13 protein-coding genes and 1 pseudogene are annotated in these 15,306 nt (G+C 62.1%); 6 read left to right on the top strand and 8 right to left on the bottom strand.

Going from position 1 to position 15,306, the window contains the following annotated elements; genetic code table 11:
• Positions 1 to 28: 28 nt before the first annotated feature.
• The 8 genes from fliG to AB5Y64_RS04795 all read right to left on the bottom strand — a co-directional run bounded on the left by fliG (position 29) and on the right by AB5Y64_RS04795 (position 7,889).
• Positions 29 to 1,090 carry a flagellar motor switch protein FliG gene (gene fliG, locus AB5Y64_RS04830; protein ID WP_010673917.1) on the bottom strand — a complete coding sequence of 354 codons (1,062 nt, stop codon included), beginning with the start codon at positions 1,088 to 1,090 and terminating at the stop codon, positions 29 to 31.
• Entirely contained in the window at positions 1,083 to 2,783 is a 1,701-nt protein-coding gene (gene fliF / locus AB5Y64_RS04825) for a flagellar basal-body MS-ring/collar protein FliF (RefSeq protein WP_041212623.1), read from the bottom strand. The genes fliG and fliF overlap by 8 nt, the downstream gene beginning before the upstream one ends.
• Before the next feature lie 55 nt (positions 2,784 to 2,838).
• On the bottom strand, positions 2,839 to 3,156 hold the full coding sequence (gene fliE / locus AB5Y64_RS04820; RefSeq protein ID WP_029314161.1) for a flagellar hook-basal body complex protein FliE: 318 nt from the start codon (positions 3,154 to 3,156) through the stop codon (positions 2,839 to 2,841).
• 378 nt (positions 3,157 to 3,534) lie between these two features.
• Positions 3,535 to 4,311, bottom strand: coding sequence for a hypothetical protein (locus AB5Y64_RS04815; RefSeq protein ID WP_103243529.1), 777 nt, complete (start codon positions 4,309 to 4,311; stop codon positions 3,535 to 3,537).
• A gap of 103 nt (positions 4,312 to 4,414) precedes the next feature.
• The gene (gene arsC / locus AB5Y64_RS04810) at positions 4,415 to 4,840 is read right to left on the bottom strand and encodes a glutaredoxin-dependent arsenate reductase (protein ID WP_103243530.1); all 426 of its coding nucleotides are present in this window, start codon (positions 4,838 to 4,840) and stop codon (positions 4,415 to 4,417) included.
• Positions 4,841 to 4,891: 51 nt separating this feature from the next.
• The gene (arsB, locus tag AB5Y64_RS04805; RefSeq protein ID WP_103243531.1) at positions 4,892 to 5,956 is read right to left on the bottom strand and encodes an ACR3 family arsenite efflux transporter; all 1,065 of its coding nucleotides are present in this window, start codon (positions 5,954 to 5,956) and stop codon (positions 4,892 to 4,894) included.
• Positions 5,957 to 6,044: 88 nt separating this feature from the next.
• Positions 6,045 to 6,413, bottom strand: a complete 369-nt coding sequence (locus AB5Y64_RS04800) for a helix-turn-helix transcriptional regulator (protein ID WP_103243532.1) — start codon at positions 6,411 to 6,413, stop codon at positions 6,045 to 6,047.
• Positions 6,414 to 6,797: 384 nt separating this feature from the next.
• The gene (locus AB5Y64_RS04795) at positions 6,798 to 7,889 is read right to left on the bottom strand and encodes an HD domain-containing phosphohydrolase (protein WP_323933509.1); all 1,092 of its coding nucleotides are present in this window, start codon (positions 7,887 to 7,889) and stop codon (positions 6,798 to 6,800) included.
• Positions 7,890 to 8,156: 267 nt separating this feature from the next.
• Here AB5Y64_RS04795 and rimO point away from each other — a divergent pair, with 267 nt between their 5' ends.
• From rimO to AB5Y64_RS04765, 6 genes and pseudogenes are all read left to right on the top strand, one after another.
• Positions 8,157 to 9,485 (top strand): 30S ribosomal protein S12 methylthiotransferase RimO, encoded by a 1,329-nt coding sequence (gene rimO, locus AB5Y64_RS04790; RefSeq protein WP_202042914.1) that lies wholly within the window; start codon positions 8,157 to 8,159, stop codon positions 9,483 to 9,485.
• Between the two features lie 545 nt (positions 9,486 to 10,030).
• Positions 10,031 to 11,713 (top strand): ABC transporter substrate-binding protein, encoded by a 1,683-nt coding sequence (locus AB5Y64_RS04785; RefSeq protein WP_043156495.1) that lies wholly within the window; start codon positions 10,031 to 10,033, stop codon positions 11,711 to 11,713.
• A 117-nt stretch (positions 11,714 to 11,830) separates the two neighbouring features.
• The gene (locus AB5Y64_RS04780; protein WP_010673905.1) at positions 11,831 to 12,814 is read left to right on the top strand and encodes an ABC transporter permease; all 984 of its coding nucleotides are present in this window, start codon (positions 11,831 to 11,833) and stop codon (positions 12,812 to 12,814) included.
• 1 nt (position 12,815) lies between these two features.
• Positions 12,816 to 13,721, top strand: a complete 906-nt coding sequence (locus AB5Y64_RS04775) for an ABC transporter permease (RefSeq protein ID WP_103243534.1) — start codon at positions 12,816 to 12,818, stop codon at positions 13,719 to 13,721.
• Positions 13,718 to 14,254 (top strand): annotated as a pseudogene (locus AB5Y64_RS04770) (ATP-binding cassette domain-containing protein); the annotation flags it as partial. The gene AB5Y64_RS04775 and the pseudogene AB5Y64_RS04770, both read left to right, overlap by 4 nt.
• Before the next feature lie 78 nt (positions 14,255 to 14,332).
• Positions 14,333 to 15,250: an IS5-like element ISEc35 family transposase gene (locus AB5Y64_RS04765; protein WP_113979304.1), complete on the top strand. Its 918-nt coding sequence runs from the start codon at positions 14,333 to 14,335 to the stop codon at positions 15,248 to 15,250.
• The last annotated feature ends 56 nt before the right edge of the window (positions 15,251 to 15,306 follow it).

Below are 15,306 nucleotides of genomic sequence, written 5' to 3'. Positions count from 1 at the left end.
CATCATCGCACATTCCATGGCCCATGGCTTAGAGGAACTCTTCGCCACCACCCGCCCCCAGCATGATCTCGCCCGCATCCGCCAGGCGGCGCGCCGTGGAGAGGATCTCCTTCTGGGCGGCTTCCACCTCGGAGACCCGGATCGGCCCCATGGCCTCGAGGTCGTCCGCCAGCATCTCGGCGGCCCGCTTGGACATGTTCTTGAATACTTTTTCCCGCATCTGGTCGTCCGACCCCTTGAGGGCCCGTTGCAGCAGATCCCCGGGCACTTCCCGCAGCAGGGTCTGGATGCCCCGATCGTCCACGTCGATGAGGTTTTCGAACACGAACATCAGATCCTGGATCTGCTGGCTCATCTCCTCGTCCGACTCGCGGATGGAGTCCATCAGCTGCCCTTCGATGTTGGTGTCCAGGTAGTTCATGATGTTGGCCGCCGCCTTCAGGCCGCCCATCTTGGCCGCCTGGGCACCGGCTGCACCGGCGAACTGTTTCTCCATGATGTCGTTGAGCTCCTGCAGCGCCGCCGGTTGCACCTCTTCGAGGTTGGCAATGCGCATCACCAGATCCAGGCGCACCTGCTCCGGGAACTGGCTCAGGATCTCGGCGGACTGCTCCGGCTCCAGATAGGAGAGGACGATGGTCTGGATCTGCGGGTGCTCGTTCTGGATGATGCTGGCCACCTGGCGGGCATCCATCCACTTGAGGGAGTCGAGGCCACGGGCGCCTGAGCCCAGGATGATCTGATCCACCAGGTTGCTGGCCTTGTCCTCCCCGAGCGCCGCCACCAGAGCCTTGCGCACGAAGTCTTCACTGCCGATGCCGATATTGGTGTACTTCTGGATGTCGTCGATAAATTGACGATGCACCGCCGCCACCCGATCGTGGCTGAAATCCGACATGGAGGCCATGGACATGCCGAGCCGCTGCACCTGCTTGGGCTCGAGGTGGCGGAAGATCTGGGCCGCGTCCTCCTCGTTGAGGCTCAGCATCAGCACCGCCGCCATCTCCATGCCGCCCATCTGATCCAGGATCAGGCGCTGGCTTTCGGTGATGTCGTTGCCGGTGACCTGGCTTTTATTCTCTTCAGGCATCTTTGGTTACCCATTCTTTGATGACCTGGGCGGCCAGGTCAGGTTCGTTCGCTACCAGGGCGCGCACGGCCTTGAGCAGATCCTCGTCACGGTGCAGGTCAGGCAGCTTGAGCTGACCATCCCGCAGACCGAATACCGGTTCGGCCTCGGCCTGGGCGGCCAGCAGGCTCAGTTCGTCGTCGCCACCCAGCACGGTGTGGTTGTCGAAGTCCAGCTCCCCTTCCGGCTTGGCGTCCGGGTAGAGCAGGCGCTTGAGCATGGGCCGCACCACGGTGACGATGAGCACTATGATGACCAGCACGGAGGCGGCGATGCGCACCGCGCGCCAGAACCAGGGCTGCTCGTAGAGAGGAATGTCGGCAACGGTCTCGAGTTCCGGGCGGTTGAACGGAATGGCGACCACCTCCAGGGTATCCCCCCGGGTCACGTCAAAGCCCAGACCGCCGCTCAGCAGACGGCGCAGGGTATCGAGTTCGGCCTGGCTGCGGGCTTCCCGGGTCACGGCACCGTCGGCGCCGGGGATGGCCTTGTAATCCACCGCCACCGACACCGTCATGCGGCGAATGCCGCCCTGCTGGCGCCGGATGTGGCTGACGGTGGTGTCCAGTTCGAAGTTGCGGGTCGCTTCCTTGCGGGAACGGCCGGAAGAGGCGGTTCCTTCCCCGCCGGCAGCCTGCTCGGGAATGTTGGACGCGGCGGGCGGCTGGTTGGAGAGGGCGCCGGGCACCCCGCCGTTGCTGCCGCTGGCGCTGTTCTCTTCCATGGTCATTTCGGAGCGCACCGCCGGCAGGTCCGGGTTGTAGGTCTTGCGGGTCTGTTCCTGCTGGGAGAAGTCGAGGGAGAGATCCACCTCCGCCGTATAGTTGTCGGCCCCCAGCACCGGGATCAGGATGGCGTCAATTTTTTGTTTGTATTCGAGCTCCTGCTTCTGCTGCATCGCAAACTCCTTGCGGGTCTGGGCAGAGAGGGGATCCTGGGAGCCGGAGTTGAGCAGGCGACCGTTCTGGTCGGTCACGGTGACGCGGGTCGGCTCCAGACCGTGAACGGCGGAGGCGACCATGTCGACGATGGAGTCCACCTCACCCTGGCCCAGGGCGTTGCCCTTGAGGCTCAGGACCACGGTGGCGCTGGGCTTGCGTTCGTTGCGGGCGAACACGTTGTCTTTCGGGATAGCCAGCAGCACCTGGGCCTTGGCGACGTTCTGGAACTGCTCGATGGCGCTCGCCAACTGGCGCTCGCGGCTCAGTTTCAGGCGCTCGCTCTCCATGCGCTGGCTGACGCCGAAGCTGGAGTCCTTGAGCAGGATGGCTTCGCCGTCGTTGCTGGCGTCGCTGTTGTTGGCCAGACCGGCGCGGGTCAGGCGCAACCGGATGTCCGCATAGTTTTCAGCACTGACCAGCACGCTCTTGCCATCCACCTGATAGGGGATCTTCTGCTGATCCAGGTAATCCAGGGTGGAGACCAGCTCCTGGGTGGTGAAGGTGCCGAGGGGACGCATCTCCGGCTCCTTGCCCCACAAGAGGATGAAGACGGCGATGGCCAGACAGATGGTCAGCCCCAGGATCAGGGTGATCTGGCGCAACACATCGGTGTTGGACAGGAAGCCCAGCGCCGAGCTCTTCTGCTCGTGCTCGTCGAGGGCGGCCGCCCCCTCGTTGTTGATCAGCAGATCGCCGTTTTGATCAGTTGCCACGGTTTATGTCCTTGTTGCTGACATCTTCATGATGCTCGGTCGCCATGGGCCCGAGTTACACCGGCATGTTCATGATGGTCTTGTAGGCATCGACCATCTTGTTGCGCACCTGCACCGTCGCCTCGAAGGCGATGGAGGATTTCTGGCCGGCGATCATCACCTGGGAGAGATCCACCGACTTGTCGCCGAGATCGAAGCGGGTACGCAGATCGTTGGCGGTGCCCTGCAACTCGTTGACGTTGTCCAGGGCCTGTTGCAGCATCTGGCCGAAATCCGAACTGACCGGACGACCGGGCTGGGTCAACGGCGTGGCACCGGCTTCCACCTTGAGGGCCTGCATCTCTTGCATCAGGCTGCTTGCGCTAATTTCCATCTTCCCTTCCCAGACAAATCATTGACACTGACTGGCTTGAAGCAATAAAGGTGCCAACCAGAGCGAGATCTCGAGATCAGGGATAAAAGCGGGGCGCGATCAGGCCGGCGGGCACCGGCCATCCGGGGATCAGGTCGCAGATCCGGGGGGATCGCCCAGCCGCCGCCGCAGGTAGATGCTCTGCTTGTCCCACTCCCGGCGGTGGGCAGCCATCCGATCCTGCTCGGCCTCATGGGTCATCTTGCTCTCCTGGTCGCCGGACTCTGTGCGGCGCCCATGAAAAAGAGGGCCTTGGGCCCTCTTTTTACTGCAAATCCCGACAAGTAAACAGGGTGCATCTCTAGCCATCCATGAAATGCCGGGTCAGATTGGCAGGGATCACTTGTTCAGGTCATCATCCAGCCAGTACTTGGAGCCCGAGATGTTGGCGTCAAGCAACAGTCCCTTCTCGCCAATCTGGTAGATAGCCATGCCGCCATTGTATTTGGCGGTGAGCTCGGCGCTCTCCTTGCCCGCCACGGCGCCCACCTCGGAGGTGGCTTCCCACCCCTTGCTGACGAAGGCATCGAACCTCGCCTTGTCTTCGAACAGGATCACCTGCTGGTAGAACTTGCCGCCGATCCCGGCCGCAAGACCGGCACCGAACATCTTCATGTAGGTGTGCTTGCCACTGGTGCGATTGACGGCGACCCCGGCCCCCTGATTGGTGTGGATCATCAGGGAGAACTTGCGCGAGTCGAACACCACATAGCCATAAGCCTTGTCAAACAGCAACTTGGCAGAGGGCTGTTCGTTGAACAGCCGCACCAGGGCGGTATCGGCCATGGTATCGAGGGCGGTTCTCGCCTCCTCCGGGGTCTTGGGCTCGAGCATGGTGTCGAGCTTCTTGTCGGCGGCGGTCAGCCACTCCTTGCCGGTGGCCGCGCTCTCTGCCGTCCAGGCCCCCGCCTTGTTGTAGGCTTCGGCCCCCCAGCTGGACACCGACTCCCAGGTCTCCTTGGAGAAATCGGTGATCCCCTTCCACGCCTCCTTGCTGGTATCGCTCACCGCGGTACCGAGTTCGGAGGCGGCCTCCTTCAGCTTTGCCCAGTCGGCCAGACCGGGGGTTGAGGCCAGCGCCAGTGCCGTGGCTATCACCAGGAATCGAATCTTCATTGTTTCCACCCTCTGTGATGAGTCGAAGGTCACAGTAGCAGATCTGGCACCTGCCCGTTAAGGGCATCCCCCCGGCGCGGGTCAGACGCTGACGCGCAGGGGCTCAACGAAGCCGTTTGCCCTGACCGTCCACCACCTGCTCACCATCCTCCTTGGCAAACGCTCCTTGCTGCGGGTCGGGCAGGATATCGAGTACCACCTCCGACGGGCGGCACAGCCGGGTGCCGCGGGGCGTGACCACGATGGGCCGGTTGATGAGGATGGGATGGGCCAGCATGGCGTCGATCAGTTCATCATCGCTGAAGCGATCTTCTGCCAGCCCCAGCACTTCGTAGGGGGGCACGTTCTTGCGCAGCAGATCGCGCACCGGCATGCCCATGGCGGCGATCAGGGCCACCAGCTCGTCGCGGGAGGGGGGCGTCTCCAGATAGTGGATGATGGTGGGCTCCACGCCGCTGTTGCGAATCAGCGCGAGGGTGTTGCGGGAGGTACCGCACTCCGGGTTGTGATAGAGGGTGATTGCACTCATTTGCCTGTCTCTCATGACTCAAGTGAATAGAAATGGGTTAGTGGCCATCCGTTAGCGCTTTTGTCCCGCCTCGTACCAGGGTTTGCTGGCGTTGACCACGCGCACCACCAGCAGCATGACCGGCACCTCGATGAGCACCCCGACCACGGTGGCGAGCGCCGCGCCCGAATGAAAGCCGAACAGGCTAATGGCGGCGGCCACCGCCAGCTCGAAGAAGTTGGAGGCCCCGATCAGGGCGGAAGGGCAAGCCACCGAGTGCTTCTCCCCCACCTTGCGGTTGAGCCAGTAGGCGAGCCCGGAGTTGAACAGCACCTGGATCAGGATGGGCACCGCCAGGAGGGCGATAACCAGCGGCTGCTCGATGATGGCGTTGCCCTGGAAGGCGAACAGCAGCACCAGGGTGAGCAGCAGGGCCGCCACCGACCAGGGCTGGATGCACGTCATGACGCCGTCAAAATGGGCCTTCCCCTTTCTCAGCAAGGCCTTGCGCAGCAGCTGGGCGAGGATGACAGGGATGACGATGTAGAGCACCACCGAGGTGAGCAGGGTATCCCAGGGCACGACTATGCTGGAGACCCCGAGCAGCAGCGCCACCAGCGGGGCAAAGGCAAACACCATGATGAGGTCGTTCACCGCCACCTGCGACAGGGTGAAGTAGGGATCGCCGTTGGTGAGGCGACTCCAGACAAACACCATGGCGGTGCAGGGGGCTGCCGCCAGCAGGATGAGGCCCGCCACGTAGCTGTCGAGCTGATCCGCCGGCAGCCAGTCGGCAAACAGCACGCGGATGAAGAGCCAGCCGAGGAAGACCATGGAGAAGGGCTTGACCAGCCAGTTGATGAAGAGGGTGACCCCGATTCCCTTGAGGTGCCCCTTCACCTGGTGCAGGGCGCCAAAATCTATCTTGAGCAGCATGGGGATGATCATCACCCAGATAAGCAGCCCCACCGGCAGGTTGACCCTGGCCACCTCCATGGCGCCGATGGCCTTGAAGAGACTCGGCAACCCCTGCCCGAGGCCAATGCCCACCAGGATGCAGAGGGCGACCCAGGCGGTCAGATAACGTTCAAAAAAGCCGATGGCAGGGGCTGCCTTGGCCTCACAGCCTGCAGACATGATGACTCCCGGTGCGATCCACGCTCGCACCCCAGGTTGAATAGATGAATGGCACGGCACATGGGCATAGACAGCCCGGCATGGCCCGTTACGACTCGCCGCAGCAGGACGACGACCCCTCGGCGCGGGAGGCGCTGCCGGGCCCGGCGGGCAGCAGGCCGCACGCCTCGGGATGACCGGCGCAGCACTCCTCGGTGAGGTAGGCGATCACCCCCAGCATCAGGGGGATGTTGGCGCGATAGCGCAGAAAGCGCCCCTCCTGCTCCACCGACAGCAACCCGGCGTTGAGCATCCCCTTGAGGTGAAACGAGAGGGTATTGGGGGCGATGTCGAGCTCGCCGGCCAGCTCCCCCGCGACCCGCCCCTCCAGCCCGGCCTTGACCAGCAGCCGCCACACCTCGAGCCGGATCCCGGATGCCAGCGATTCAAAGACCTTGGTGGCCGTCTCTTTGTTCATGGATCTCCCCCCTTGGATGCTTTATTTCAACTATACAAGAATTATTGAAATGATTAAAGTGTCACCACCGAGCCGACATCGCGACGGGACGGGCCGCCAGAAGCGCCGCCCCGGCCATGTCGTGCCCGCCAGCGGCCTCATGTCAGTCATACGGCTAATATGTGGCCTCTCTTTATAAGGCACTCTTATGACCTTACCCCGGATAATCCCCCCGTTGGCCGCCCCGCCCACCGCGGCGCCCTGCCCCGCCGCAATGCCGCAGAACAACCCCCGGCGCCGGATGCACCTCAAGGCGATGAAACAAGAGAGGGCCCCAGGCCCCGCCATCAGATGACGGGGCCTGGGGAATCCGGGAGAAGCCGGGGAGGAGAGAGGGGGGCGCAATCAGGTGATCACGGGATCCCGATATTGCCGGTGGATGGCACAAAACGCCTCCCGGCTTTGCAGCGCCGCCGCGACGCAAACAGGGTCGAACTGGCTGCCGGCATGGGTCTTGAGGTACTCGAAGGCCGTTTCGAGGGGCCAGGCCTGCTTGTAGGGGCGCTCGCTGGTGAGGGCGTCAAACACATCCGCCACCGCGACGATGCGGGCCTCCAGGGGGATCGCCTCCCCCGCCAGTCCTTCCGGATAGCCCTGACCGTCGAAACGTTCGTGGTGGTAGGCGATGATGTTCTTCAGCATGTCGGTGTGATGGATACCGTCCAGGCCGAACTCGCGGATCATCAGGGCGATCATCTCCCGCCCCTTGAAGGGGTGGCTCTTCATCACCCCGTACTCCTCGGCCGTGAGCTTGCCCGGCTTGAGCAGGATGGCGTCGGGCACCGCAATCTTGCCGATATCGTGCAGCTCGGAAAAAAGGTGAATGAACTCCACCTCCTCGTCACTCAAGGGGTAATGGGCCGCCACCTCCCGGGCGATGAGCCGCGAATAAGCCGACATGCGGTGCAGGTGATTGGCGGTCTCCTCGTCCCGGTAGCGGCTGAACTCTCGCACCGTGGTCAGGGCCCCGTTCAGGGTCTGGATGGAGAAGAACTCCACCGCGAGGATGGCCGCCAGGATCTGGGCATAGGCCGCCAGCTCACCGCAAATGGCGCCATCGAAGTAACCGGGCTCTTTGGCATCGCAAAACAGAAAGCCGAACAAGCGACTGTTGAGCAGCAGCGGCTCGGTATAGCTCGACGCGTACCCGGCCGCCAGCACTTTGCGGCTGTGCTCGGAGGGGGAGCCCAGCAGGGAATCCAGGGTGTCGAGCACCCTGGGCTGCTGGTGCTCGGCCAGGTAGCGCAGGGAAGGCACCTCGCTCAGCCTGACCTCGTACTGCAACAGCGGCGAGCCCCCGTCCGTGCTGTGGGCAAAGGTCTTGAGCTGGTCCGTCTGCGGGTCGTAGATGGCGATCGCCACCCGGCTCAACTTGTCAAACCGCTGCCTGAGGGTGGCGTGCACGTTCTGCACTTTCTCACCAAATGAACTCTCCATCCCGCACATCCTTCTGATAGGCCTGTTGGGAGTATAGTGACACCCGTTTTGCCCCTCCTGCCAAATGGTGACGGCGCACAGGGATCGTGATCCCGCCCGCACTGGCGACGGCCCCCTCCCTGCCCGTGGTCATGTCACGCCCGCCCCACCCCGCGTCCCCGGGCAAAGAGATTGTTCGCTTCCGACGTGTCGGCTGTATAGTTTTTGGTTAGCCATTCCGGTAAAATCCGCGCCCTTGAATAAGAGCCACCTAAGAGTGATTGAGCGATGTCCAACACAAAACAGGCCCCCAAAGTAGGATTCGTCTCCTTGGGTTGCCCCAAAAACCTGGTCGATTCCGAACGCATCCTGACCCAGCTGCGTACCGAAGGGTACGACGTGGTGCCCAGCTATGACGATGCGGAGCTGGTGGTGGTCAACACCTGCGGCTTCATCGACAGCGCGGTGCAGGAGTCCCTGGAAGCCATCGGTGAGGCCCTGGCCGAGAACGGCAAGGTGATCGTCACCGGCTGCCTGGGTGCCAAAGAGAACCAGATCCGCGAGATCCACCCCAAGGTGCTCGAAATAACCGGTCCCCACGCCTATGAAGAGGTGCTGGGCCACGTCCACAAATACGTGGAAAAACCCACCCACAACCCCTTCACCAGCCTGGTGCCGGCCCACGGCGTCAAGCTGACCCCGCGCCACTACGCCTATCTCAAGATTTCCGAAGGCTGCAACCACCGCTGCACCTTCTGCATCATCCCCTCCATGCGCGGGGATCTTGTGAGCCGCCCCATCGGCGAAGTGCTGGCCGAAGCCAAGCGCCTGAAAGAGGCTGGCGTGAAGGAGATCCTGGTGATCTCCCAGGACACCTCCGCCTACGGCGTGGACGTCAAGCACCGCACCGGCTTCTACGACGGCATGCCGGTCAAGACCAGCATGGTGGCCCTGTGCGAAGAGCTGGCCAAGCTCGGCATGTGGGTGCGCCTGCACTACGTCTACCCGTACCCGCACGTGGATGACGTCATTCCCCTGATGCGCGACGGCAAGATCCTCCCCTACCTCGACATCCCGCTGCAGCACGCCAGCCCGCGCATCCTCAAATTGATGAAGCGCCCCGGGTCCGTCGAGCGCACCCTGGAGCGCATCCAGAAGTGGCGCGAGATCTGCCCCGAGATCACCCTGCGCTCCACCTTCATCGTCGGCTTCCCCGGCGAGACCGAGGAAGAGTTCCAGATGCTGCTGGACTTCATCGACAAGGCGGAACTGGACAGGGTTGGCTGCTTCAAATACAGCCCGGTCGAGGGTGCCAAGGCCAACGAGCTGCCGGATCCGGTGCCGGCCGAGGTGCAGGAAGAGCGCTTCCAGCGCTTCATGGAACTGCAACAGCAGGTCTCCATCCGCAAGCTGGCCCGTAAAGTGGGCAAAGAGATGCTGGTGCTGATCGACGAGGTGGACGAAGAAGGTGCCACCGGCCGCTCCGCCGCCGATGCCCCCGAGATCGACGGCCTGGTCTACCTGAATGGTGAAACCGGCCTCAAGCCCGGCGACATGGTCAAGGTCCGCATCGACGAAGCGGACGAGTACGACCTCTGGGCCAGCCTGGTGGATTAATCACGCCACTCCCCCTCAAAGCCAGTCGGTCTCACCGACTGGCTTTTTTAATGTCCGCCGCCCGTCAGGCTCTTGCATGCCCCCCTGTCATCCCCTGTGCCGCCCCTCGTCACCGGTCTCCCTCTCCTTGCTCTTTTCGCACGTGCCCGTGAACCAGCGCACACTTCTCTCCGCCCACATGAGCCGCTTGTTTCCTGCGCAAAAATAAGCCGCGTCAACGGGGAAAAAACGAGCACGATCCAGCTCACATTATCGTTGTCACAGGGAGTGGCAAGGTGACTTTTTACTTTGTGAGAATTAATGCAACTTTATAATTTAAAAGGATTTAAAATGCATTTTGACGATAATGACGTGCGCCGTGCAATTTTTACGATATCGACGAAATGAAGAGTTGTTGTTTTCCTGTTAATTCTGCTTTTCTAAGGGCGTTGGACGACACAACTACAAGGGTGCAAAACCTGACCAACAGCGAGGGCCGGTATCCAAGCATGGGATGTCGGTGCTCCATTCCAAAACCATGGAAGACCAATAAGAAAGGAAAAAATATGCTTGCCAAAGTATCCAAAATCGCAACCTCAGTCATGCTGGGAACTCTGCTCGCCGGTGCCACCGGCACAGCCATGGCCGCCGACAACAAGACGGTGCTGACCCTGGTTGCCCAGCAGGAAACCGCATGGGTCAAGAACTTCAACCCCTTCCTGCAAGCGGGTCTGCTCCACACCACCCGTCACTTCATCTATGAGCCGCTGGTGATCTTCAACGATATGCAGGGTGGCAAACCCGTCTATCGTCTGGCTACCCACTACGCCTTCAGCGATGATCTGAAATCCGTCACCTTCGACCTGCGCGAAGGGGTCAAGTGGTCCGATGGTGAAGCCTTCACCGCCGACGACATCCTCTTCTCCTTCAACCTGGTCAAGGCCAACAAGGCGCTGGACGAGCGCTCCATCTGGACTCAGATCAAGGGTGTCGAGAAGCTGGGTGACCACAAGGTCAAATTCGACCTGGCCGAGATCAACACCAACGTGGTGAACGACCTGGTGCTGGTGCCCATCGTGCCGGAGCATCAGTGGAAGTCGGTGAAAGACCCGGTGGCCTTCACCAACGACAAGCCGGTCGGGACCGGTCCCTTCACCGAAGTGGACAACTTCTCCGCCCAGCTCTACACCCAGTGCCGCAACCCGCACTACTGGGACAACGCCAACCTCTCCATCGACTGCCTGCGCATGCCGCAGATGGCCACCAACGACCAGGTTCTGGCCGCCGTAATGAAGGGGGACGTGGACTGGTTCGGCTCCTTCGTGCCGGACATCGAGCGCCTCTACGTCGGCAACGATCCCAAGAACAACAAGTACTGGTTCCCCGCTTCCGGCACAGTGGCGTTCAACGTCAACTTCCAGAGCAAGAACCCGGGCAACCACGAAGCCTTCAACGACATCAACTTCCGCCGCGCCTTCTCCATGGCCATGGACCGCCAGTCCATGGTGGACATCGCGGGCTACGGCTACCCCACCGTCAACGAGTACCCGTCAGGGCTTGGCAAGGCATTCGCCTCCTGGGACAACCCGGACGTCGAGAAGAAGTACGGCAAGTACAACAAGTTCGACCTGGAAGGGGCCAAGGCCCTGCTGAAACAGGCAGGCTACAAGGACTGTGACGGCGACAAGTTCCTCGACACCCCGAGCTGCAAGAAGATCGAGTTCAAGGTGCTGGTACCGAACGGCTGGACCGACTGGGTCAACACCGTCCAGATCGGGGTCGAAGGCCTGCAGGCCCTGGGCCTGAACGCCAAGACCGCCACCCCGGAAGCCACCGTCTGGACCGAGTCCCTGATCACCGGTGACTTCGACGTCGCCCTGCAGGGTTACTTTGCCGGTGCCAACCCGCACAAGTACTTCGAGACCGCCTTCCACTCCCGCAACATGGGTGAGCGCGGCAACCGCTTCGCGGCGCCCCGCTACAAGGATCCCGAACTCGACAAGCTGATCGACGACTTCACCCAGACCGCCGATGCGGCCAAGCAGAAGGAGATCATGTTCGCCATCCAGGAGCGTGTCGGGGCCAACCAGACCATCATCCCGGTGTTCAACAACCCGACCTGGTACGAATACAGCACCAAGCGCTTCAATGGCTGGTTCAGTGCCGACAACCCGGTCGCCAAGCCGCAGGTTCACCCGGACACCCCGGAGCGTCTGCTGCACGTGCTGTCACTCAAGCCAAACAGCTAATCACCCCGGCCCCCTGCGGGGGGCCCTCTTCCCCGCCATGTCTTCCATCCCCCGTCGTTGCCGGGGTTGGGGGAGCTTTGCCCGGCGCGGGGCAGGCTTGCAGTAAAAGGTATCACCATGGGATTTATACTTAGACGCTTCTCCTTCTATCTGGTCGCCTTCCTGGTGGCCGCCACCATCAACTTCCTGCTACCCAGAGCCATGCCGGGGGACCCCGTCTCCGTCATGTTTGCCCGGGCCGGCGCCATGATGGAACCCGCCGCGCTGGAAGCCCTCAAAGCCACCTTCGGTTTCGTGGACGGCCCCATCGGCACCCAGTTTCTCACCTATGTGAAGAGCGTCTTCACCTGGGATCTCGGCACCTCGGTGCGCTACTACCCCCAACCGGTTGCCGACGTCCTCGGCCGCGCCATCGGCTGGACCCTGTTCCTGGTGGGCACCTCCACCATTCTGAGCTTCTCCATCGGCTCCATCGTCGGCATCTTCGCCGCCTGGTACCGGGGCGGACGCATGGACAGCATCCTCTCCCCGCTCACCCTGGTGATGCAGGCCATCCCCCCCGTGGTGGTCTCCCTGCTCGCCCTCTTCCTGTTCGGCGTGAGCCTCGGCTGGCTGCCCATCGGCTACGCCTACAGCCCCGAGATCCCCGCCGATTTTGGCTGGGAGCACATCAAGAGCATCCTGCTGCACGCCATCATGCCGGTGGGCACCCTGGCCGCGGTGCAGGTAGGAGGCTTTCTCATCACCATGCGCAACAACATGATCAATCTCCTGGGCGAGGACTACATCACCATGGCCAAGGCCAAGGGGCTCTCCAGCAACCGGGTGATCTTCAACTACGGCGCGCGCAACGCCGTGCTGCCCAGCGTCACCGCCCTCTCCATGGCGCTCGGTTTCGTCATCGGCGGATCCCTCATCACCGAGGTGATCTTCAACTACCCCGGCCTGGGATTGACCCTCTATCAGGGCATCCTGGCCCGTGACTACCCCCTCATCCAGGGGCAACTGCTCATCATGACCATCACCATGCTCAGCTTCAATTTCCTGGCGGACGTGCTCTACGTCTTCCTGGATCCCCGTCTGCGTACAGGAGGCAAATAAGATGCGTATGCCGACTATCTTGAAAATCCTGCTGGGCAACAAGAAGGCCGCCTTCGGCCTCGCCATCGTGGTCACCTTCGTGCTGATGGCCCTGTTCGCCCCGCTGCTCGCCAGCAACGAACCCACCAAGCGGGTCGCCCGCCCCCACCAGCCCCCCAGCATGGAGCTGGTGATGGGTTCCAACCGCATGGGCCACGATCTCTGGGCCCAGTTCACCAACGGCGCCCGCATCTCCCTGATGGTGGGCTTCGGGGCAGGCCTGCTGGTGTGCGCCCTGGCCATCACGGTGGGCATCACCGCCGGCTACTTCGGCGGCGTGGTGGACGAGTGCCTCACCTTCCTGATGAACGTGGTGCTGGTGATCCCTAACCTCCCCCTGTTGCTGGTGCTGGCGAGCTTCATCGGAGAGGCCTCCCCCATGGTGATCGCCCTCATCATAGGGTTGACCTCCTGGGCCTATGGTGCCCGGGTCATCCGCGCCCAGACCCTGGCCCTGCGGGAAAAGGAGTTCGTCATCGCCGCCGAGGTGCTGGGTGAACCGGCCTGGCGCATCATCCTGGTGGAGATACTGCCGAACCTCATCTCCATCATCGGAGTGAGCTTCATCGGGTCCATCATCTACGCCATCGTCACCGAGGCGACCCTGGAGTTCCTGGGACTCGGCGACCCCACCGTCGTGAGCTGGGGCATCATGCTCTACAACGCCCAGACCTCGAGCGCCATCCTGGTGGGCGCCTGGTGGGAGATCCTGGCCCCCTGCTTCGCCATCGCCACCCTGGGGGCGGGCCTCGCCATGCTCAACTTCGCCATCGACGAAATTGCCAACCCGCAGCTTCGTTCCCACAAGGGCCTGCGTCGCTGGAAGCAGCTTGCCACTCCCATCACTGCTCAGGAGAAGACAGCATGAAGCCGCAACAACCCCTGCTGTCGGTGCGCCAGCTCTGCGTCGACTACATCACCGAGAGCGGCGACGTGCGCGCCGTCAATTCGGTCAGTTTTGACATCATGCCGGGTGAGGTGTTCGGCCTCGCCGGCGAGTCCGGCTGCGGCAAGTCCACGGTCGCCTTCTCGGTGGCGCGCCTGCACAAACCGCCCGCCTACATCAGCGGCGGCGAGATCCTGTTCAAGGGAGAGAACATCCTCGGCTTCGACGACGAGCGGTTGCGCAGCTACCGCTGGCGCCAGGCGAGCGTGGTGTTCCAGTCCGCCATGAATGCGCTCAACCCCGTGCTGCGCATGGAGGAGCAGTTCTGCGACGTGCTCTTGGCCCACAACCCCGGCATGACCCGCTATGAGGCGATCAAGCGTGCCCAGGAGCTGCTGGAGATAGTCGACATCCACCCGAGCCGGCTCAAGGACTACCCGCACCAGTTCTCCGGCGGCATGCGCCAGCGGCTGGTGATCGCCATCGCCATGGCCCTCAACCCCGAGCTCTTGATCAGGCGTTGTTGCTCAAATCAGGGAACTATCCCGCAGTTTGGTGATCTGATCTCTTAGGTTCACCACCGGGAGCGCCAGATGGGCAAGTCCAAGCACAAGATCAGCAACTGGAAACAGTACAACCAAGCCTTGGTGCAACGTGGTTCGTTGACCGTCTGGATGGATGAGCAAGCCATCCAGCAGTGGCATTGCCAAACCCATCATGGCCGCCGGGGGCGAGGCTTCCATTACAGCGACTCTGCCATTGAAACCGCGCTGATGCTCAAGGCGGTATTCAAGCTACCGCTGCGTGCCTTGGAAGGCTTCATCAACTCGCTGTTCAAGCTGATGAAGGTGCCCTTACAGTCGCCGGACTACAGCTGTATCAGCAAGCGTGCCAAGACGGTCGAAATCAAGTACCGCCTACCGAGCCATGGCCCGGTGGCTCACCTCGTCATCGATGCCACCGGACTCAAGGTCTATGGCGAGGGCGAATGGAAAATTCGCAAGCACGGCAAGGAGAAACGCCGCGTCTGGCGCAAGCTTCACCTGGCCGTAGATGCGGCGACCCATGCCATCGTCGCAGCCGAAGTCAGCCTGGAAACGGTGGGCGATAACGAGGTGCTGCCCACGCTGCTCAACCCCTTGCGCCGCAAGATAGAACAAGTCAGCGCCGATGGTGCTTATGACACCAGAGCCTGTTATGCCCTACTGCAAAAGAAGGGCATCAAGGCCACCATACCGCCGAGAAAGAATGCGGCATTCTGGAAGAAAGGCCATCCACGCAACGAGGCGGTTGCCGCGCTCAAGGCAGGAGAACTGGAGCAATGGAAAAAGGACTCTGGCTATCATCAGCGCTCGATAGCTGAGACCGCCATGTATCGCTTCAAGCAGCTCATCGGTCCGAAACTGAGTCTGCGGAGCTACAACGCCCAGGTGGGTGAGATCCTGGCCGGGGTGAAAGTCATGAACAAGGTCATAGGGCTTGGTATGCCTATTCGGCAGGCCGTCAACTAAGCCCGCCCGGCGGGTTGGGGAGCGAGTATCCGACTTTGGATTTGATCAACAAGGCC

Origin of the sequence: Aeromonas sp. R5-1, from assembly GCF_040908265.1 — a bacterium.
GTDB lineage: Bacteria > Pseudomonadota > Gammaproteobacteria > Enterobacterales > Aeromonadaceae > Aeromonas > Aeromonas caviae.
The sequence above is the reverse complement of the archived record's forward strand: the minus strand, read 5'-3'. Positions and strand labels throughout refer to the sequence as shown.

What these genes read in the sequence shown, in the direction of transcription:
- fliG (WP_010673917.1), bottom strand. Translation starts at nt 1,090, where the DNA reads ATGCCTGAAGAGAATAAAAGCCAGGTCACCGGCAACGACATCACCGAA.
- fliE (WP_029314161.1), bottom strand. Translation starts at nt 3,156, where the DNA reads ATGGAAATTAGCGCAAGCAGCCTGATGCAAGAGATGCAGGCCCTCAAG.
- AB5Y64_RS04815 (WP_103243529.1), bottom strand. Translation starts at nt 4,311, where the DNA reads ATGAAGATTCGATTCCTGGTGATAGCCACGGCACTGGCGCTGGCCTCA.
- arsC (WP_103243530.1), bottom strand. Translation starts at nt 4,840, where the DNA reads ATGAGTGCAATCACCCTCTATCACAACCCGGAGTGCGGTACCTCCCGC.
- arsB (WP_103243531.1), bottom strand. Translation starts at nt 5,956, where the DNA reads ATGTCTGCAGGCTGTGAGGCCAAGGCAGCCCCTGCCATCGGCTTTTTT.
- AB5Y64_RS04800 (WP_103243532.1), bottom strand. Translation starts at nt 6,413, where the DNA reads ATGAACAAAGAGACGGCCACCAAGGTCTTTGAATCGCTGGCATCCGGG.
- AB5Y64_RS04795 (WP_323933509.1), bottom strand. Translation starts at nt 7,889, where the DNA reads ATGGAGAGTTCATTTGGTGAGAAAGTGCAGAACGTGCACGCCACCCTC.
- rimO (WP_202042914.1), top strand. Translation starts at nt 8,157, where the DNA reads ATGTCCAACACAAAACAGGCCCCCAAAGTAGGATTCGTCTCCTTGGGT.
- AB5Y64_RS04785 (WP_043156495.1), top strand. Translation starts at nt 10,031, where the DNA reads ATGCTTGCCAAAGTATCCAAAATCGCAACCTCAGTCATGCTGGGAACT.
- AB5Y64_RS04780 (WP_010673905.1), top strand. Translation starts at nt 11,831, where the DNA reads ATGGGATTTATACTTAGACGCTTCTCCTTCTATCTGGTCGCCTTCCTG.
- AB5Y64_RS04775 (WP_103243534.1), top strand. Translation starts at nt 12,816, where the DNA reads ATGCGTATGCCGACTATCTTGAAAATCCTGCTGGGCAACAAGAAGGCC.
- AB5Y64_RS04765 (WP_113979304.1), top strand. Translation starts at nt 14,333, where the DNA reads ATGGGCAAGTCCAAGCACAAGATCAGCAACTGGAAACAGTACAACCAA.